The organism is Mesorhizobium sp. LEGMi-168a (genome assembly GCF_058312955.1).
Map to the genome: position 1 here is coordinate 255,163 of NZ_JBZEGV010000005.1, position 17,512 is coordinate 272,674.

Below are 17,512 nucleotides of genomic sequence, written 5' to 3' on the forward strand. Positions count from 1 at the left end.
TCTGGTTTTTGCCGCGCCCGCGTAAAACTGCCAAACTGTTCAACTATTGCTTATCGCCATGTCGCCAGCCAATGCCAAGCTCAACGCCTTCCCCGTCTTCGTGCGGGTCGACGGCGAAGCTGTGGCCATCGTCGGCAACGGCGAGGAGGCGCTTGCCAAGGCGAGGCTGCTTGCGCAGTCGAGCGCTTCGCTGCGCATCATTGCCGACAATGCCGATGCGGAGCTGCTTGCATTCATCGCAACCGCTGGCGCCATCCATATCGATGCCGCCTATGACGCCGCGCAGCTCGAAGGCGCGGCCATGGTGTTCGCCGCCAGCGGCGATGAGGCGCTCGATCGCCGCGTCGCCGAGGATGCGCGCCGGCTGGGCATCCCGGTCAACGCCGTGGACCGGCCGGAGCTCTGCGATTTCTTCACCCCGGCGCTGGTCAACCGGGCGCCGGTTGTGATTGCCATCGGCACCGAGGGCGCCGGCCCGGTGCTCGCGCAAATGCTGCGCGTGCGCATCGACCGCATGCTGTCGCCGTCGCTCGGCCGGCTGGCGGCCTTGGCGGCGTCGTTCCGTGCCGCGGCCGAGCGGCTGCCGAAGGGCAATCGCCGCCGCCGCTTCTGGAGCGATTTCTTCGCCGGCGCTCCGGCCAAGGCCATCGAAGCCGGAGAGTTCGACAGGGCGCACGATGCGGCGCTCGACCTTCTGGCTTCGAACGCGTTGACCGCAGGTCATATCGCGCTGGTCGGCGCCGGTCCGGGCGCGGAGGATCTGTTGACGCTGCGGGCCCACCGGCTGCTGATGGAAGCGGACGCGATCGTCTATGACGCGCTGGTGCCGGAGGCGATCGTCGCCATGGGCCGCCGCGACGCCGAGCGCCTGCCCGTCGGCAAGCGCAAGGGCTGCCATTCGAAGAGCCAGGAAGAGATCAACGCGCTGCTCATCGAGCTCGGCCGCGCCGGCAAACGCGTGGTGCGGCTGAAATCCGGCGATCCGCTGGTGTTCGGCCGGGCAGGCGAGGAGATGGCCGCGCTTCGCGAGGCCGGCGTCGCCTATGAGGTGGTTCCGGGCGTCACCGCCGCCTTCGCCGCCGCCGCCGATTTCGAGCTGCCGCTGACGCTGCGCGGCGTGACATCCTCGATGGTGTTCACCACCGGCCACGACCTCAAGGGCAACTCGCTGCCCGACTGGGCAAAGCTCGCCATCTCCGGCGCTACCGTCGCCGTCTATATGGGCCGCTCCGTAGCGGCCGAGGTGGCCGGCCGTCTGATCGAAGCCGGGCTGTCGCCCGATACCGCGGTCGCCGTCGTCGAGAATGCCAGCCTCGGCAACCGCCGCCGTTTCCACGGCACGCTGGCCGACCTGCCGTCGCTGGAAGCGCGCGCCGATCTCACCGGCCCGGTGATGACGATCATCGGCGACGCGGTCGCCGGCGCCAATTTCGAACGGTCCGAGCCGCTCGCGACACGCAGGCGCGAAGATACAGGACATGAAGAGGCAGCCAGCGTTGCGGGCGCCGAAGGAGTACGGGAATGAAAGTTCTGACCGCAAACAGGCTCTCCGACGGCATTGCCGTCTGGTACGCCGACGGCGGCTGGGCGGAGACGGTCGGCCATGCCGACATCGCCCATGACAAGGCGGCGGAGGACCGTCTGGAAGCGATCGGCGCCGTGGCCGCTGCCAACAACGAGGTGGTCGACGTCAACCTGATCGACGTCACCGTGGTCGATGGATTGGTCGAGCCGGTGCGGCTGCGCGAGAAGATCCGCGCCGCGGGCCCGACGATCCGCACCGACATCGGCAAGCAGGCGAGCCCGGAAGCGGTTCGGGCAGCCTGAGGGTTCAAGGAAAGCAGCGGGCGGACGCGCCCTGAAAGACGAAGCATGTACCGTTACGACGAGTTCGACCACGATTTCGTAGAGGCCCGTGTCGCCGAGTTCAGCGACCAGGTGCAGCGCCGGCTGTCCGGCGAGATCACCGAGGAGCAGTTCCGGCCGCTCAGGCTGATGAACGGCGTCTATCTGCAATTGCACGCCTATATGCTGCGCATCGCCGTGCCCTATGGCACGCTGAACAGCCGGCAGTTGCGCATGCTCGGCCACATCGCTCGCAAATACGACAAGGGCTACGGCCACTTCACCACGCGCCAGAACATCCAGTTCAACTGGCCGGCGCTGTCGGATATTCCGGCGATCCTCGCCGATCTGGCGAGCGTCGAGATGCACGCCATCCAGACCAGCGGCAACTGCATCCGCAACGTCACCGCCGACCATTTCGCGGGCGCCGCCGCCGACGAGGTCGCCGACCCTCGTCCCTATGCGGAAATCCTGCGCCAGTGGTCGTCGGTGCATCCGGAATTCTCGTTCCTGCCGCGCAAGTTCAAGATCGCGGTGACGGGTGCGGAGCGCGACCGCGCCGCCATCCAGACGCACGATATCGGCCTGCATTTGAAGAAGAACGCGGCCGGCGAGCTCGGCTTCGCCGTCTATGTCGGCGGCGGCCAGGGCCGCACGCCGATGGTGGCGAAGAAGATCCGCGACTTCCTGCCGGAAGCCGATCTTCTCTCCTACTGCACGGCGATCCTGCGCGTTTACAACCTCTACGGCCGCCGCGACAACAAGTACAAGGCGCGCATCAAGATCCTGGTCCACGAGACCGGCGAGGAAGAGATCACGCGCCAGATCGAGGCCGAATGGCTGGAGCTGAAGGACGCCGAGCTCAAGCTGCCGGAAGCCGACATCCAGGCCATCAACGCCTATTTCGCGCCGCCGGCATTGCCGAACCGGCCGGAAGGCGACGCGCTCGTGAAGCAGGCGCGGCTCGATTCCAAAAGCTTCTCGGAATGGCTCGACCAGAATGTGGTGACCCATCGCCACCCCGACTATGCGGCGGTGACGATCTCGCTGAAGGGCATCGGCGAGGTGCCCGGCGACGCCACCGACAGTCAGATGGAAGCGGTTGCCGACATCGCCGAGAAATACGCTTTCGACGAGCTGCGCGTCAGCCACGAGCAGAACCTGATCCTGCCGCATGTGGCCCGCGCCGACCTCAAGACGGTTTATGACGCACTGGTCGAGATTGGTCTTGCGACGGCCAATTCCAATCTGATCAGCGACATCATTTCCTGCCCGGGCCTCGACTATTGCGCGCTGGCTACGGCGCGCTCCATCCCGGTCGCGCAGGAAATCTCGCGCCGCTTCGCTTCGCTGGAGCGGCAGCGCGAGATCGGCGAGCTGAAGCTGAAGATCTCAGGCTGCATCAATGCCTGCGGCCACCACCATGTCGGCCATATCGGCATTCTCGGCGTCGAGAAGAAAGGCTCCGAGCTCTACCAGGTTACCCTCGGCGGCTCGGCGGACGAAAACACGTCGGTCGGCGAGATCATCGGCCGCGGCTTCTCCTCGGAAGAGATCACCGATGCCATCGAGCAGATCGTCGATACCTATCTCGGCCTTCGGCTCAGTCCCGATGAACGTTTTATCGACGCTTACCGCCGTGTCGGTCCCGCGCCGTTCAAGGAGGCGCTCTATGCTGGCGAAACCAAGGCCGCTTGACCGGGTGGGCGGCGTCGAGGCCGGCGTTGCCGCGGAAGCGGCGGGGCTCGACGCGCTGCTTGGCCATCTGAAGCCGATCGAGATCATCGAACGCTCGGTGCGCGAATCCTTCCGCGGCGAGGTCGCCGCCGTGTCGTCCTTCGGCGCGGATTCGGCAGTGCTGTTGCACATGATTTCGGAGATCGACCGCACCCTGCCGGTGATCTTCCTCGATACCGGCAAGCATTTCGAGGAAACGCTGGGCTACCGCGACGCGCTGGTCGCCGATTTCGGCCTGACTGATGTCAGGGTGATCAAGCCGGAGGAAGCCGCGCTCGAACGCGTCGATCCGACCGGCAGGCTGCATGAGACCGACACCGACGCCTGCTGCAACGTGCGCAAGGTCGAGCCTCTGGCGCGCGGCGTCGAGCCGTTCCGCGCCTGGTTCACCGGACGCAAGCGTTTCCAGGCTTCGACGCGCGCGGCACTTCCGGTCTTCGAGGCGGTCGGCTCGCGCATCCGCATCAATCCGCTCGCGCGCTGGACGACGTCGGACCAGGCCGACTACATGCGCGCGCATGCGCTGCGCGAAAATCCACTGGTCGCCTATGGCTATCTCTCGATCGGCTGCTTCCCATGCACGCAGCCGGTACAGCCCGGCGAGGATGCGCGCAGCGGCCGCTGGGCAGGGCACGCCAAGACCGAGTGCGGCATCCATCTGTCGGGACTGGAAAAGTCGCTGACCGACGCCTCACTTTAAGGATACGCCGATATTCAGGTGAGGCCGGCCTGCAAATGGCAGCTTCCTGCGCTTCCGGTGCTCGCGTACTTCAAGTACGCTCCGCTCCGGTTCTCGGAAGCCACCATTTTCGACTCGGCCTGACCTGAATAGCGGCATATCCTTGGAATCTTTGGGGCTTTAGGAATTTTGATGACTGAATCGACGATACCAGGTACCCGCCTCTGGACCCCGAAGGGTTTTCGGGAGGATGACTGGACCCACGCCGAAAGCGCCGAGGCGCTTGCCGGCAATGGCCGCTTCATTCTGCCGCTGCAGGCCTTCCTCGCGCTCGATGACGAGACCCGCAAGTCGGCCAAGGAGCGCATCGGCGTGCTCTTGCTTCCCGGTGATGAACTCGACAAGATCGTCGGCCTGCTCGACCAGTTGTCGCTGGTGGCGCTGGCCTTTCCGGCGTTCAATGACGGCCGCTCCTTCTCCAAGGGCGAGCTGCTGCGCGCCCGGCACAACTTCAAGGGTGCGGTGCGCGCCACGGGGCAGGTGCTGGTCGACCAGCTGCCGCATATGCTGCGGCTCGGCTTCGACGAGTTCGAGGTTTCCAATCCGGTGCTGTTGAAGCGGCTGGAGGAAGGGCGCACCGGCGGCCTGCCGGTCTACTATCAGCCGGCCGTGGAGCCGGAAGCCAAGGGCCCGAAATATTCCTGGCGGCGCAAGCGCCCGGGCTGACGGCATGACGGCATGCTGGTTCGTTTCGGGCCGGCCTGGTCGGACCAAGGCTGCGGATTTTCCCGGTTGCCTGGCGTTGCAATGAGCGGAAGTGGGAAGTCCGTCGCCGATCTGGCCGGACCACTTGCGCGATTTTCACTTCCCCTTCCGCCGTGTTGCCCTTAGGATTGGTTTATTATTTCGCGCCTCGAAATAAATAGCTGACAAAGGGAGGAATCGACATGGCAGGCAAGAAGATATTGATGCTCGTCGGCGAGTTCAGCGAGGAATACGAGATTTTCGCCTTTGAGCAGGCCATGCATGCGGTCGGCCACACCGTCCATGTCGTCTGCCCGGACAAGAAGGCCGGCGATGTGCTGAAGACGTCGCTGCACGACTTCGAAGGCCACCAGACCTATACCGAAAAGCTCGGCCACGATCACATCCTCAACAAGACCTTCGCCGATGTGAATCCCGCGGATTACGATGCGGTCTACGCGGCCGGCGGGCGCGGGCCGGAATACATTCGCATCGACAAGCGCGTGCAGGCGCTGGTCAGGCATTTCCACGAAACCGGCAAGCCGATCTTCACCATCTGCCACGGCGTGCAGATCCTGATCGCCGTCGACGGTGTGGTGCGGGGCAGGGAAGTCGCGGCGCTGCAGTATTGCGAACCCGAGGTGACGCTCGCCGGCGGCACCTATATCGATGTTGCGCCGACCGGCGCGCATGTCGACGGCAATCTGGTGTCAGCCAAGGGTTGGCCGGGGCTTGCCGCTTTCATGCGGGAGTGCCTGAAAGTGCTCGGCACCGAAATCCGCCATGGCGAAGCGCTTATGCGCGACGAGCGCAAGGCGGCCTAGTTCTTTCCGCCACGACACTGCGGAACGTTATTGGGGAGGCGCGGAGCAGCGCGACTATCGGCGCCGCTCGCCGCCCACCTGTTCCGCTTCCGCCCCATCCAGACGGTCGAGCAGATCCGTGAGCCGCTTGGGCACCGTTTTCTCCAGGCGAAATACCGGCAGTGTGCGCAGGAGGCGGTTGGTCGCTTCGCTTCCAACCTGTCGCCTGATATCGTTGGCGAGTCTGGCGCGCCTTTCACTGTTGTTGCCGCTCATAGTCCCAAAATCCTGTGTCGGCTTCGAAACTCCTCCAGCCGGCAATGGTTCCCGCATCGGCCGACAGAGGCAAGCAAAGCTGTGCGGTACGGTAAAATTTGAATTAATTTGGAATGACCGCGGGATGGTCGGCAGTGGCGCTTGCCCCTTGATTTTTAGCCCTCAAACCTCGATATCGGGCGCAAATCCAACCAATCCGAATGACGGGAAACGGCGATGAGCGACCAGGCAAAAGACGAACGCGCGCCCGAGGAAATCGAAGCCACGCAGGCTTCCGGTGCCCAGGCTTCCGCCGAACGTGCTGAAGGCGGCGTCGACGGCGATTATGAAGCGCTTGTGCGGCTGCTGAAGGAAAACGAGGAACTGAAGGACCGCGCGCTGCGCGTCGCGGCCGAAATGGAGAACCTGCGGCGCCGCACCGCGCGCGACGTGCATGACGCGCGCACTTACGCGGTGGCCAACTTCGCCCGCGACATGCTGTCGGTGTCGGACAATCTGCGCCGCGCGCTGGACGCCATTCCGGCCGAGGCCAAGGCCGCGGGCGATGCCGGCTTCAAGGCGCTGATCGAGGGCGTCGACCTCACCGAGCGCGCCATGCTGTCGGCGCTGGAGCGGCACGGCGTGAAGAAGCTCGCGCCCGAGGGCGAGAAGTTCGACCCGAACTTCCACCAGGCGATGTTCGAGGTGCCCAATGCCGACGTTCCGGCCGGCACCGTCGTCCAGGTCGTGCAACCCGGCTATTCGATCGGCGAGCGCGTCTTGAGGCCCGCGATGGTCGGCGTCTCCAAGGGCGGCCCGAAGGCCGCCGCGACCGAGGCGGCGGTCGAGCCGGGCCCGGTCAATGAGCAGGCTGAGAAGGATGCGTGATTAGGGGAGTAAGGGAGTAGGGCAGTAAGGCAGTAAGGGAGTAGGGAAGAGCCGTACAATTCATTCGGCTTGTGCTATTCAATTTTCCCTATTCCCCTACTCCCTTACTGCCCTACTCCCTTATGCCTTTGAATCCCATCGAGCTGCTCGACTATGCCGGCGTCGCGGTCTTCGCGGCGACGGGCGCGCTTGCCGCGTCGCGCAAAGAACTCGACATCATCGGCTTCCTGTTTCTCGCCAGCGTCACCGGCATCGGCGGCGGAACGCTTCGCGACGTCATCCTCAACCTGCCGGTGTTCTGGGTCGCCAATAGCGGTTATGTGCTGATCTGCGCCGTCGTGGCGGTGCTTGTCTTCTTCAGCGCCCATCGCGTCGAATCCCGCTACAAGCTCTTGCTCTGGCTCGATGCGATCGGGCTTGCCGCCTTTGCGGTAATGGGGGCCGCAAAAGGCCTGGCGATCACCGGCTCGCCGGTCGTGTCGGTCATCACCGGAGTGCTCACCGCGACCTTCGGCGGCATATTGCGCGACCTGCTGGCCGGCGAGCCTTCCGTGCTGTTGAGACCGGAGATCTATGTCACGGCGGCGCTTGCGGGTGCGGCGATCTTCACGCTTTGCGACCTTGTCGGCATGCCGGCGCTTTCATCCAGCCTGCTCGGCTTCGCGGCCGCTTTCCTGGTACGCGGGGGAGCGCTCAAATTCGGCTGGTCGTTCCCGGCCTATAAGAGCCGGCCCGGCCGGAGGCCGGAAGATATTCCGTGAGTGAGTAGGGAATAGTCAGTAGTCAGTAGTGACAGAATCGCGAGCCGTGATGTGTTCACTACTCACTACTCACTACTCACTACTCACTACTCACTACTCACTGGCTCAAGCCGCGAAACGCTGCCCTTCACCGCCATAGTAGTTGACGTAGCGGGCGCCGATTTCGTTGACCGGCATGACGACGAAGACATCGACGGTCGAGAATTCGTGGTCGATGACGCAGCCGTCGCCGATGCGGGCGCCGACACGCAGGTAGCCTTTGACCAGCGGCGGCATGGCGGCGATCGCCGCCTTGGCGTTGACGGCCTCGATCGGCATCAGGTCCATCGAGCAGTAGCGGCCGGCCACCGCCCGCACATCCCAGGCCTGGTCGGTGCGGCAGTGATGGGCAAGATAGGTCAGCGCCTCGGCATGGGCCGCCGGCACGATGCCATGGAAGGACGCGCAGCCGGTCATCACGCCGATGCCGTAATGGTTGATGTAGGCCCAGATGCCTTGCCAGAGCGCCTCGATGGTGCGCTTGGAACGGTATTCCGGCAGCACGCAGGAACGGCCGAGCTCCAGGAAGCGCTGGCCCGGATGGCGCGCGACCAGCTTGGTCAACTCGAACTCGCCCTCGGAGTAGAAGCCGCCGGCGGCCGTGGCGATCTCCTGGCGTAACAGGCGGTAAGTGCCGACGATGCGGCGATGCTCGGGGCCGGGAAGCGACGTGTCGAACACCAGAAGGTGATCGCAGAGCGGGTCGAAACGGTCGGCATCGCGCCGGTCCTGCGCCTGGAACAAATCCTTCCTCGCGCCAAGCTCGTCATAGAATACCCGGTAGCGCACTTCCTGGGCGGCGGCGATCTCGGCCCCGTTGCGGGCGAGCCGCACTTCAAGGTTGCCGATACGGCCCAGCGGTGCGCCGCTTGCGACAGCGTCGGCGGTACGCGCGCCGAGCAAAGCGCTGGCGTTCGGCCGAGTGTCGCATTCAGGCATGACTGTATGCACGAGTGATTCTCTCCTTCGAGCCATCCCTCTTGGCACGGGGATACGGTGTAGGTGCAACAGGATTGTGACAGTACCGTGATACGGCGAGCCCGGCAATACTTCGTCGGCTGGGCAATACCTTCAACCGGCTATGTTACGGCTGCGAAAGCCAAGCAATCCAAGGCGTTCGCGAAACCTAAAAAAATCGTTACGCCGCAACCTGGCCTTCGACGGCCTGGACCAGCGCATCGGGGTCGAGAGGCTTGGTGACGAAGCCGCTGGCGCCGTGGGCCAGCACGGTGTGGCGCGTCTTTTCCTGGCTGTCGGCCGAAAGAACCATGATCGGGATCGGCGGCACGGCAAGCGCTTCCTCATGGCGGCGGATGGCGGCGATCGCGTCCAGCCCGTCCATCACCGGCATGTGCAGGTCCATCAGAACCACGTCGAAACGGTGCTTGAGGCCGGCATCGGTGACGGCCTCGACCGCGGCCTTGCCGTTGCCGACGATCTTGACGCGATGCCCGGCCTTGAGCAGCGTGGCGCGGGCAAGCATTGCGTTGATGTCATTGTCCTCGGCGATCAGCACGGACAGGCCCTGGTCGCGGCGGCGCGCGGACGCGGCACCGCGCGGTTCCGGCCGCGGCTCGGCCGGCGCCGCCACTTGGGCGGTCAACAGAACACGCAGCAGCGTTTCGCCGCGTACCGGACGGGCGAGGAATGTCGCGTAGCCGTTGGCGCGGAACTCGCCAAGCATGCCGCGATCGGTCGGGGCGATCAGGGTGATGGCCTCGCAATCGACAAAGCCGCTCTCGCGCAGGCGCTTCAGCAAGCGGCCGTCGCTGTTTTCAAGCGCGGCATCGATCAGAAGCACGTTGCAGCCGGCGGCAAACGAAGCGGCCTGGCCATGCGTCGCGGCGATATCGACCGCGCCGCCATGGGCGCGGATGGCGCGGGCGATGGCGTCGGCCTCGACCGCGTTCTTGGACACGATCACCGCGCGCCGGTCCGAGAGGATGTTGTGGCGATGCGGCGGCGGCTCGGTCGCCGCGGTGGCGGGGATATCGAAGACGAATTCGGACCCTTCGCCGAGCCGGCTCGAAACCGAGATCGCGCCGCCCATGGCGATCACCAGCCGCTTGGAGATGGCAAGGCCGAGACCGGCGCCGCCATGCACCCTTGTCGAGGTGCCGTCGGACTGCTCGAACTCCTCGAAGATGCGCTCCATGTCCTCTTCGCGCAGTCCCGGACCCGTGTCGGCGATGGTGAAGCAGATGCGGTCGGTGCTCTCGGTGCGGGCGCGCGCGACGGTGAGCAGAACGCCGCCGGCGTCGGTGAACTTGACGGCATTGCCGATGAGGTTGAGCAGCACCTGGCGTACGCGGCCGGGATCGGCGGTGATCATCTGCGGCACATCGGGCTCGACGTAGCAGCCGAGACCGATGTTCTTGGAGAAGGCTTTCGCCGCCAGCAGCTCGATGATGTTGTCGGCGATCTCGCGTAGCGAGGTCGGCTGCGGCTCGGGATCGAAGCGGCCGGCCTCGATCTTGGAATAGTCGAGCAGGTCCTCGATCAGCGCAAGCAGCGCGCTTGCGGAAGTGGAGACGGCGCCGACATAGGTGCGCTGCTCCGGCGACAGGTCGGTGTCGGCAAGCAGCTTCGCCATGCCCATGATGCCGTTCATCGGCGTGCGGATTTCGTGGCTGACGGTGGCGAGGAAGCGCGACTTGGCCTGGCTTGCATATTCGGCCCGCTCGCGGGCGGTGATCAGCGAGGATTCGGCGCGCTTGCGGGCGGTGATGTCGCGCGCGATAGCCCGGTGCGACACCGCGCCCGTATCCTTGTCGCGCACCGAGAGCTCGATCCAGGAGAACCAGCGCGGCCCGTTCGGCGTGCGGACCGCGACATCGGTGGAGCTCAGGCATTCGTGGTCCGAGAAGGCGGCGTCGGGCACGACGCCGACATCTATGCCGAGCTCGGAAAGCGTCTTGCCGGCAAGGTCGCGCTGGTCGGTGTCGACAAGCGAGGCGAACACCTTGTTGGCATAGACGATGTGGCCGTCGCGGTCGCGATGGACGACGAGATCGCCGAGCGCATCGATCAGGCCGCGAAAACGCTCCTCGCTCTCCTGCATCTCCCACATGCGGTCGGCGAGCGTCTCGATCTCGGCGCGGCTGCGGGCGGCGGTCTCGTCGAGAAGAGCCGCGGTGCGGCGCTCCGTCCTCCTGTTGCGCAGATGCATGGCGATGCTGCCGAGGCCGGTCGCCAGTAGGCCGACGGTGATGAAGATCGGCGCTCCGGTGAGATGCGCCAGCCCGGCCAGCACGGTGATGGCGACGATTGTCAGGAAGGGCAGGCCTTCACGGCTGTCCGCCTGCAAGGCAGGGACCAGCGGCGGCGCGACGAGCACCTGCCGTTTCGGCGCGCCGGCGTCCAGCCCGTCGCCGCCAGCGGCTTTGCTGTCCTGTCTGATGTCGGAGTCCGCGAACATGCGGGAAACCTTGCCAGACAGAGATTATGGAAGCTTGCGGCGGATCGTTCGAATTTTAGTCTTCCGCGCCGATTTCACGCGGTTTTAGGCTGTTTTTGGCGCAATTCCGGGCGGAAAACCGCCGAACACTTTTCCTGGAAATCGCACTACATATCGACGACCACGCGGCCCCTGATCTTGCCGTGGACGATGTCCCGCGCGGCGTCGATGATGCCGTCGAAGCCGATCGACCGCGACAGGGTCGACAGCTTCTTCAAATCGAGGTCGGCGCCGATGCGGCGCCATGCCTCGAGGCGGACCGGTTTCGGCGCCATGACGGAATCGATGCCGAGCAGCGAGACGCCGCGCAGGATGAAGGGGGCGACGCTTGTCGGCAGGTCCATGCCGCCGGCCAGGCCGCAAGCGGCGACCGCGCCGCCATAGGACGTCATCGACAGCACGTTGGCCAGCGTGTGGGTGCCGACCGAGTCGACGCCGCCCGCCCAGCGTTCCTTGGCCAGCGGCTTTGCCGGCTGGCTAAGCTCGTCGCGCGAGATCACCTCGGCCGCGCCGAGATCGATCAGATAGGGGCTTTCGGCATTGCGCCCGGTGGAGGCGACGACATGGTAGCCGAGGGTGGAGAGGATCGAGATGGCGACCGAGCCGACGCCGCCGGCAGCGCCCGTCACCACCACCGGCCCGCGGTCCGGCACGATGCCGTGCCGCTCCAGCGCCATGACGGCGAGCATCGCCGTATAGCCGGCGGTGCCGACGGCCATCGCATCGTGCGGGCTCATGCCATCCGGCAGCGGCACCAGCCAGTCGCCCTTGACGCGGGCGCGCCCGGCATAGGCGCCGTAATGCGTCTCGCCGACACCCCAGCCGTTGAGGATCACCTTGTCGCCCTTTCGCCAGTCGGCATGGGAAGAGGAAATGACGGTGCCGGCGAAATCGATGCCGGGCACCAGCGGCCAGCGGCGCACGACCGGCGCCTTGCCGGTGATGGCGAGCCCATCCTTGTAGTTCACCGTCGTCGCCTCGACGGCGACGGTGACATCGCCCTCCATCAGGTCGGCTTCGGTGAGGTCGACAATTTCGACCGACTGCTTCTTTTCGGCGTCGCGTAAAACGAGGATGGCTTTGAAGGTATCGGGCACTTTTGTCTCCTCGGTTCTAACGATTTGTCTTTATGCAATTGCGAACGGAAAACCGCGGCACACTTTTTCTGGACTTGCCCCTGAAACGAATTTGGGGCGGCGGCCGCGCGAGGTCAATTGCCTCGGTCCTGGGGCTCGGTTTCCCGCCGCCAGCCGATCAGTTCGTCGAAGACAACCAGTGCCGCGCCCACGGAAATGAAGGCGTCGGCGAGGTTGAACACGGCGAAGGACCAGACGGGCGTGTGGAACAGAATGTAGTCGATGACGTGGCCGTGGACAGCGCGGTCGATCAGGTTGCCCAGCGCGCCGCCGACGATCAGGGCAAAGCCGATACGGGCAATGATGTGGCCGGCGGGCGTGCGCACGGCGAGATAGAGCACGAAGGCGACGACGAGCGCGGCGATGATCACCAGGCCGGTGTCGCCGAAGGAGGAGAACATCGAGAAGGCGATGCCGGTGTTGTAGGTGCGAAACAGCGCCAGGAAAGGCAGGAGATCGACCTTTTCCTGAAAGGCGAGCCCGTTCTCGACCAGCTGCTTGATCCATTGGTCGAGCGCGATTGCCGCGACGACCAGCAGGGCGTAAGGGGACCAGGATTTCACTTGGCAGTCCTCATCGCGTGTCGGTGGCGGGGTCGAGCTTCAACGCGCCGCGCCGGATCTCGAACAGCATCACGCCGGTGGCGACCGCCAGGTTGAGCGAATCGGCACGTCCGGCCTGCGGGATCCTGAGCAGCCGATCGCAGCTTTCGGCGAGGCTGTCGGGCAGCCCTTGCTGCTCGTTGCCCATCAAGAGCAGCACCGGACCCCTTGAGAAGTCGACCGAGCGGTAGTCGACGGCGCCCTTCAGATGCGTGCCGGCGACAAGGCCCGGAAAGTCGCGCCGCCAGGCGAGGAAGGCCTGCTCCGTCGCCTTGGCGACCGGCACGGCGAAGATCGAGCCCATGGTGGCGCGCACCGTCTCCAGCGAAAACGGATCGGTGGTGTCGCCGACCAGGATGATGCCCTTGGCGCCGACGGCATCGACGGTGCGGATGACGGTGCCGAGATTACCGGGGTCGCGCACGCGGTCGAGCGCGACCCAGACATCGCCGTCCGTGGCGCGGATGTCCCTCAGCGGCAGCGTCTGCTGCGCGAAGACGCCCACGACCATTTGCGGGTTTTCGCGGCGGGTGATTGCGGTGAGCACCCTTTCCGAGACTTCGAGCACGGTGCCGCCGGCGGCAACCGTGCGCGCCGCGACTTTTTCGACGGCCGCGTTGCCGCGCCCTGCCTTGGCGAAGACCAGCGTCCTGATCGACCAGCCGAGATCGAGCGCGTCGATGACCAGCTTCAAGCCTTCGGCCATGAAGGCGTTCTGCTGGTCGCGGAATTTCTTCAGCGCCAGCGCCTTGATGTCCTTGACCAGCGGATTGGCGAGGCTGGTGACTTCCTTGACCTGGCCGACCGGCCGGTGTCCGTCATATGCGACCATTTCAAGCCACCCAGCGCGAGAACAGCGAGGTCGAGAGCGCGCGGCCGGCGGATTTCTCGCGGATGATCAGCTCACCGGATTCGACCGTGCCGCCCATTCCGACGAAGGTGTCGCGCATCAGGGCATGGATGGCGAAGAAGGAGGCGCGGATCGAGTAGGCGGTGAGAACGACGGCCAGCGGCTTCGGCGTCAGGATCGAGCGGCAAAGGTCGGTGAGGCCCGGCAGGTCCTCGAACAATTGCCAGACCTCGCCCTTGGGGCCGCGGCCATAAGCGGGCGGGTCGAACAGGACGATGTCGTAGCGGCTGCCGCGGCGCTCCTCGCGCTCGGCGAATTTCACCGCGTCCTCGACGATCCAGCGGATCGGCTTGTCGGAAAGGCCGGCCATTTCCTGGTTCTCGCGCGCCCAGCCGATCGCCTTCTTCGAGGCGTCGACATGGGTGACCTCGGCGCCTGCGCGCGCCGCCACCAGCGAGGCAAGCCCGGTATAGCCGAACAGGTTGAGCACCTTCACCGGACGCCGGGCAGCCGCGATCAGCCCGGCCATATGGTCCCAGTGCGAGGCCTGCTCAGGGAAGACGCCGACATGGCGGAACGAGGTGAAGCGGCCGAGATAGTCGATGCCGTCATGCTTCATCGGCCAGGTTTCGCCGAGCGGCGTTTTTGGAAAACGCCAGCGGCCGATGCCTTCCTCGTCGGTGTCGCCGGTAAAGATGGCGTCGGCGCGCTCCCATTCCTTGGCGGGAAGCGCGCGCTGCCAGATCGCCTGGCCCTCCGGGCGCACGATGCGGTAAGGCCCGTACTGTTCAAGCTTCTCGCCGGCGCCGCTGTCCAGCAGCGCATAGTCGGCGTTGGGCGCGACTTCGAGGATCAGCGGCAGGCGCTCGGCGGGCAGCGGGCCGTCGCGGCGAGCAAGCACACGCGGCGCTGGTTTCTGCTCCTGGCGCTCGGCGGGCGAGCCGCCAATTCCGCGCGGCGGCTGGCTGGGACCGGGTTTCGCGGGCTGGCGCGTGCGGTTGTCGCGGTGTCGGTCGCGAAAGGACTTCAAGAAAAATCTCCGGAACGGCAGGCCGCTTTTGGCATAGGGCCTCCGCCTTCGCAACAAGATGGTCCATCGCTGTTCTGCCACGATGCAATGGACCTCGCCTAGAGAAACGGGCAAATCTCCGATCATGTCCCGCTCCGAACGCCTGCTCGACCTGATCCAGATCCTGCGCCGCCACCGCCGGCCGGTAAGCGGCCGCACGCTTGCAGATGAAATGGGCGTGTCGATCCGCACGCTCTACCGCGATATCGCGACGCTGCAGGGGCAGGGCGCGCCCATCGAGGGCGAAGCGGGGTTGGGCTATGTGCTGAAGCCCGGCTTCATGCTGCCGCCGCTGATGTTCACCGACGAGGAGATCGAGGCGATCGTGCTCGGCTCGCGCTGGGTGGCCAAACAGCCGGACAAGCGGTTGGCAGCGGCCGCGACGGACGCGCTGTCCAAGATCGCGGCTGTCCTGCCGGATGATCTGCGCGAGGATCTCGACGCCACGACGCTGCTGGTCGGGCCGGGTTCGGGAACCGTCGAGGCGATCGACCTCGGCGTGGTGCGGCAGGCGATCCGCGACGAACGCAAGCTCGGCTTCCTCTATCGCGACGCCGGGGGCGCCGCGTCGCAGCGCATGGTCTGGCCGTTCGCGCTCGGCTTCTTCGACAAGGTGCGGGTGATGGTCGCATGGTGCGAGATGCGCCAGGATTTTCGCCACTTTCGCGCCGACCGCATGTCGGGTCTCACTGCTACCGACATTCGCTATCCGCGCCGCCGCCAGGCAATGCTCAAGGAATGGCGGGCGACGCTCGACAAGTCGGACCAGACCGCGTCGAAGAATTCCGCGGGCTGAATGCTGCTGCCAGAATCTGACAGTGGTATCGCCTAAGATCACCAAGGTTCAAACAGCTTGGAGATTTGATATGGCTACGCCCAATTTCGTCATCCTCTACGTCGACAACCCCGAGCGGAGCGGTGCGTTCTACGCTTCGCTGCTCGGGCGCGAGCCGGTCGAGGCCTCGCCGACCTTCGTCATGTTCGTGCTCGACAAGGGTTTCAAGCTCGGCCTCTGGTCGCGCCACACCGTGGAGCCGGCGGCCGCCGCTGCTGGCGGGGGCGGCGAGCTCGTGCTTGCGGTCGAGAATTCGGCTGCGGTCGACGCCACGCACGCCGACTGGATGAAGCGTGGGCTAAAGATACTCCAGTCGCCGGTCGATCTCGACTTCGGCCGCACCTTCGTCGCGCTCGATCCCGACAATCACCGCCTGCGCGTCTACTGGCCTTTCGATGGAGCACAGGGATGAGCGCCTATTGGGTCGCGGTTGCTTCGGCCGAGCATGTGCGGATCGGCCGCCGAGCCGGCTTCATGCAGGTCAACCATGGCAAGGCGGCGCCGCTGCGCCGCATCAAGCCGGGCGACGGTATCGTCTACTACTCGCCGAGCACAGTGCTCGGCGAGAAGGACGGGTTGCAGTCCTTCACGGCAATAGGCACCGTGCGGCATGGCGAAATCTACCGGGGCGAGATGGGTGGCGGCTTCACGCCGTCGCGGCGCGACGTCGACTGGGCAGGTGCCAGGGACGCTCCGATCAAGCCGATGCTCGACCGGCTGGACTTTACCGCCGGCAAACCGAACTCGGGCTATCAGCTTCGTTTCGGCCTGTTCGAGGTCAGCGAACATGACTTTCGTCTGATCGCCGAGGCAATGGGAGCGAAGTTGGTGATGCCGGCTATTTGAGCGCCTCGTAGACCGCGATGCCGGCGGCGAGGTCTTCGAGGGCGGCGCCGACAGACTTGAACAGCGTGATCTCGCCGTCGTCCTGCCGGCCCTGTTTCTCGCCGCGCGCCAATTCGTGCAGGTCGGCGACGATCGCTTCCGGCTTCAGCACGCCGGAGGCCAATGGCTGGACGATGTCGCCTGCCTCCTTGGTGGCGCCGGCGCGGGTGTCGACATAGACACGCGCGCGGACGATGGCGTCGTCGTCGCTCTCGCGCATCTCCGGTGTGAAGCCGCCGACCAGATCGACATGGGTGCCCGGCTTCAGCAACGCGCCCTTGATCAGCGGCGTGGTCGAGATCGTCGCCGAGGAGACGATGTCGGCCTCGCCAAGCTCGGCTTCGAGATCGCCAGCAGCGCTGGCCGGGAGGCCTTCGGCGCGGAGCGCGCTTGCCACCTTTTCGGCATTGGCCGGCGTGCGGTTCCAGATGCGGATGGATTTGATCGGTCGCACCGCCGAGTGCGCCTTGGCGAGGAAGGACGACAGCGCGCCGGCGCCGATCACCAGCAGCCGCGACGCATCCTCGCGGGCAAGGTAGGATACCGCGAGCGCCGAGGCGCAAGCGGTGCGCCATTGTGTCAGCCGCTGGCCGTCGATCAGCGCTTGCGGTTCACCGGTCACACCGTCAAGCAACAGATAGAGGCCCATCACCGCCGGCTTGCCGATGGCGTTGTTGTCCGGCGACACGGTGACGATCTTGACGCCGATATGGCCACCGGCCGAGCTGCCGGCGGCGTTGAAGTCGGTCCAGGCCGGCATCAATAGCAGTGTCGAGGCGGCGCCATCCGGGCGCTCGACGGCGTGGTGATGACGCACCGGCTGCACCGCACCGTCGCGGAAGGCCGTGCGCAGCGTCTCGACCAGCCCTGGAAAGGTGAGCGCCTGATCGACCTCGGCGGCCGAGATGGTCAGCATGGAGAACTCCG

Annotated in this window: 19 protein-coding genes; 11 read left to right on the forward strand and 8 right to left on the reverse strand. The window is 65.6% G+C overall.

Annotation, left to right across the window (positions count from 1 at the left end; all coding sequences use genetic code 11):
- The first annotated feature begins 58 nt into the window (after positions 1-58).
- The 6 genes from cysG (at position 59) to AC4FWB_RS10010 (ending at position 5,829) form a co-directional block, all read left to right on the forward strand.
- Positions 59-1,525, forward strand: a complete 1,467-nt coding sequence (gene cysG / locus AC4FWB_RS09985) for a siroheme synthase CysG (RefSeq protein WP_491025829.1) — start codon at positions 59-61, stop codon at positions 1,523-1,525.
- Positions 1,522-1,827 carry a DUF2849 domain-containing protein gene (locus tag AC4FWB_RS09990; RefSeq protein ID WP_491025830.1) on the forward strand — a complete coding sequence of 102 codons (306 nt, stop codon included), beginning with the start codon at positions 1,522-1,524 and terminating at the stop codon, positions 1,825-1,827. Before cysG ends, AC4FWB_RS09990 begins: the two co-directional genes overlap by 4 nt.
- A gap of 45 nt (positions 1,828-1,872) precedes the next feature.
- On the forward strand, positions 1,873-3,543 hold the full coding sequence (locus tag AC4FWB_RS09995; protein ID WP_491025831.1) for a nitrite/sulfite reductase: 1,671 nt from the start codon (positions 1,873-1,875) through the stop codon (positions 3,541-3,543).
- Positions 3,518-4,282, forward strand: coding sequence for a phosphoadenylyl-sulfate reductase (locus AC4FWB_RS10000; RefSeq protein ID WP_491025832.1), 765 nt, complete (start codon positions 3,518-3,520; stop codon positions 4,280-4,282). The genes AC4FWB_RS09995 and AC4FWB_RS10000 overlap by 26 nt, the downstream gene beginning before the upstream one ends.
- Positions 4,283-4,453: 171 nt before the next feature.
- Positions 4,454-4,987 carry a DUF934 domain-containing protein gene (locus tag AC4FWB_RS10005; protein ID WP_491025833.1) on the forward strand — a complete coding sequence of 178 codons (534 nt, stop codon included), beginning with the start codon at positions 4,454-4,456 and terminating at the stop codon, positions 4,985-4,987.
- A 221-nt stretch (positions 4,988-5,208) separates the two neighbouring features.
- Positions 5,209-5,829, forward strand: a complete 621-nt coding sequence (locus AC4FWB_RS10010) for a DJ-1/PfpI family protein (RefSeq protein ID WP_491025834.1) — start codon at positions 5,209-5,211, stop codon at positions 5,827-5,829.
- Positions 5,830-5,883: 54 nt separating this feature from the next.
- Here AC4FWB_RS10010 and AC4FWB_RS10015 read toward each other — a convergent pair whose 3' ends face one another.
- Positions 5,884-6,084 (reverse strand): hypothetical protein, encoded by a 201-nt coding sequence (locus tag AC4FWB_RS10015; RefSeq protein ID WP_491025835.1) that lies wholly within the window; start codon positions 6,082-6,084, stop codon positions 5,884-5,886.
- 216 nt (positions 6,085-6,300) lie between these two features.
- Between AC4FWB_RS10015 and grpE the strand changes: the two genes are divergently transcribed.
- Positions 6,301-6,951, forward strand: coding sequence for a nucleotide exchange factor GrpE (gene grpE / locus AC4FWB_RS10020; protein WP_491025836.1), 651 nt, complete (start codon positions 6,301-6,303; stop codon positions 6,949-6,951).
- Between the two features lie 128 nt (positions 6,952-7,079).
- Entirely contained in the window at positions 7,080-7,712 is a 633-nt protein-coding gene (locus AC4FWB_RS10025; RefSeq protein ID WP_491025898.1) for a trimeric intracellular cation channel family protein, read from the forward strand.
- A 105-nt stretch (positions 7,713-7,817) separates the two neighbouring features.
- On the opposite strand, the gene olsB is transcribed toward AC4FWB_RS10025, so the two are convergent.
- The 6 genes from olsB to AC4FWB_RS10055 all read right to left on the reverse strand — a co-directional run bounded on the left by olsB (position 7,818) and on the right by AC4FWB_RS10055 (position 14,826).
- A complete protein-coding gene (gene olsB, locus AC4FWB_RS10030) occupies positions 7,818-8,690 on the reverse strand; it encodes a l-ornithine N(alpha)-acyltransferase (protein WP_491025899.1) in 873 nt (290 codons plus the stop codon).
- 199 nt (positions 8,691-8,889) lie between these two features.
- Complete coding sequence (locus tag AC4FWB_RS10035) at positions 8,890-11,169, reverse strand: PAS domain-containing sensor histidine kinase (RefSeq protein ID WP_491025837.1); 2,280 nt, start codon at positions 11,167-11,169, stop codon at positions 8,890-8,892.
- A 146-nt stretch (positions 11,170-11,315) separates the two neighbouring features.
- Positions 11,316-12,305 (reverse strand): acrylyl-CoA reductase (NADPH), encoded by a 990-nt coding sequence (gene acuI, locus AC4FWB_RS10040; protein ID WP_491025838.1) that lies wholly within the window; start codon positions 12,303-12,305, stop codon positions 11,316-11,318.
- A gap of 113 nt (positions 12,306-12,418) precedes the next feature.
- The gene (gene lspA, locus AC4FWB_RS10045) at positions 12,419-12,907 is read right to left on the reverse strand and encodes a signal peptidase II (RefSeq protein WP_491025839.1); all 489 of its coding nucleotides are present in this window, start codon (positions 12,905-12,907) and stop codon (positions 12,419-12,421) included.
- Between the two features lie 10 nt (positions 12,908-12,917).
- Positions 12,918-13,778 carry a TrmH family RNA methyltransferase gene (locus AC4FWB_RS10050; protein WP_491025840.1) on the reverse strand — a complete coding sequence of 287 codons (861 nt, stop codon included), beginning with the start codon at positions 13,776-13,778 and terminating at the stop codon, positions 12,918-12,920.
- A 1-nt stretch (position 13,779) separates the two neighbouring features.
- The gene (locus AC4FWB_RS10055) at positions 13,780-14,826 is read right to left on the reverse strand and encodes an RsmD family RNA methyltransferase (RefSeq protein WP_491025841.1); all 1,047 of its coding nucleotides are present in this window, start codon (positions 14,824-14,826) and stop codon (positions 13,780-13,782) included.
- 124 nt (positions 14,827-14,950) lie between these two features.
- On the opposite strand from AC4FWB_RS10055, the gene AC4FWB_RS10060 reads away from it, so the two are divergent.
- The 3 genes from AC4FWB_RS10060 to AC4FWB_RS10070 all read left to right on the forward strand — a co-directional run bounded on the left by AC4FWB_RS10060 (position 14,951) and on the right by AC4FWB_RS10070 (position 16,546).
- Positions 14,951-15,661: a helix-turn-helix transcriptional regulator gene (locus AC4FWB_RS10060; RefSeq protein WP_491025842.1), complete on the forward strand. Its 711-nt coding sequence runs from the start codon at positions 14,951-14,953 to the stop codon at positions 15,659-15,661.
- Positions 15,662-15,731: 70 nt separating this feature from the next.
- The gene (locus AC4FWB_RS10065; protein WP_491025843.1) at positions 15,732-16,112 is read left to right on the forward strand and encodes a VOC family protein; all 381 of its coding nucleotides are present in this window, start codon (positions 15,732-15,734) and stop codon (positions 16,110-16,112) included.
- Positions 16,109-16,546, forward strand: a complete 438-nt coding sequence (locus AC4FWB_RS10070) for an EVE domain-containing protein (protein WP_491025844.1) — start codon at positions 16,109-16,111, stop codon at positions 16,544-16,546. Before AC4FWB_RS10065 ends, AC4FWB_RS10070 begins: the two co-directional genes overlap by 4 nt.
- Here the strand turns inward: AC4FWB_RS10070 and lhpI are convergent.
- Positions 16,539-17,501: a bifunctional Delta(1)-pyrroline-2-carboxylate/Delta(1)-piperideine-2-carboxylate reductase gene (gene lhpI, locus AC4FWB_RS10075; RefSeq protein ID WP_491025845.1), complete on the reverse strand. Its 963-nt coding sequence runs from the start codon at positions 17,499-17,501 to the stop codon at positions 16,539-16,541. The genes AC4FWB_RS10070 and lhpI overlap by 8 nt on opposite strands.
- Between the last annotated feature and the right edge of the window lie 11 nt (positions 17,502-17,512).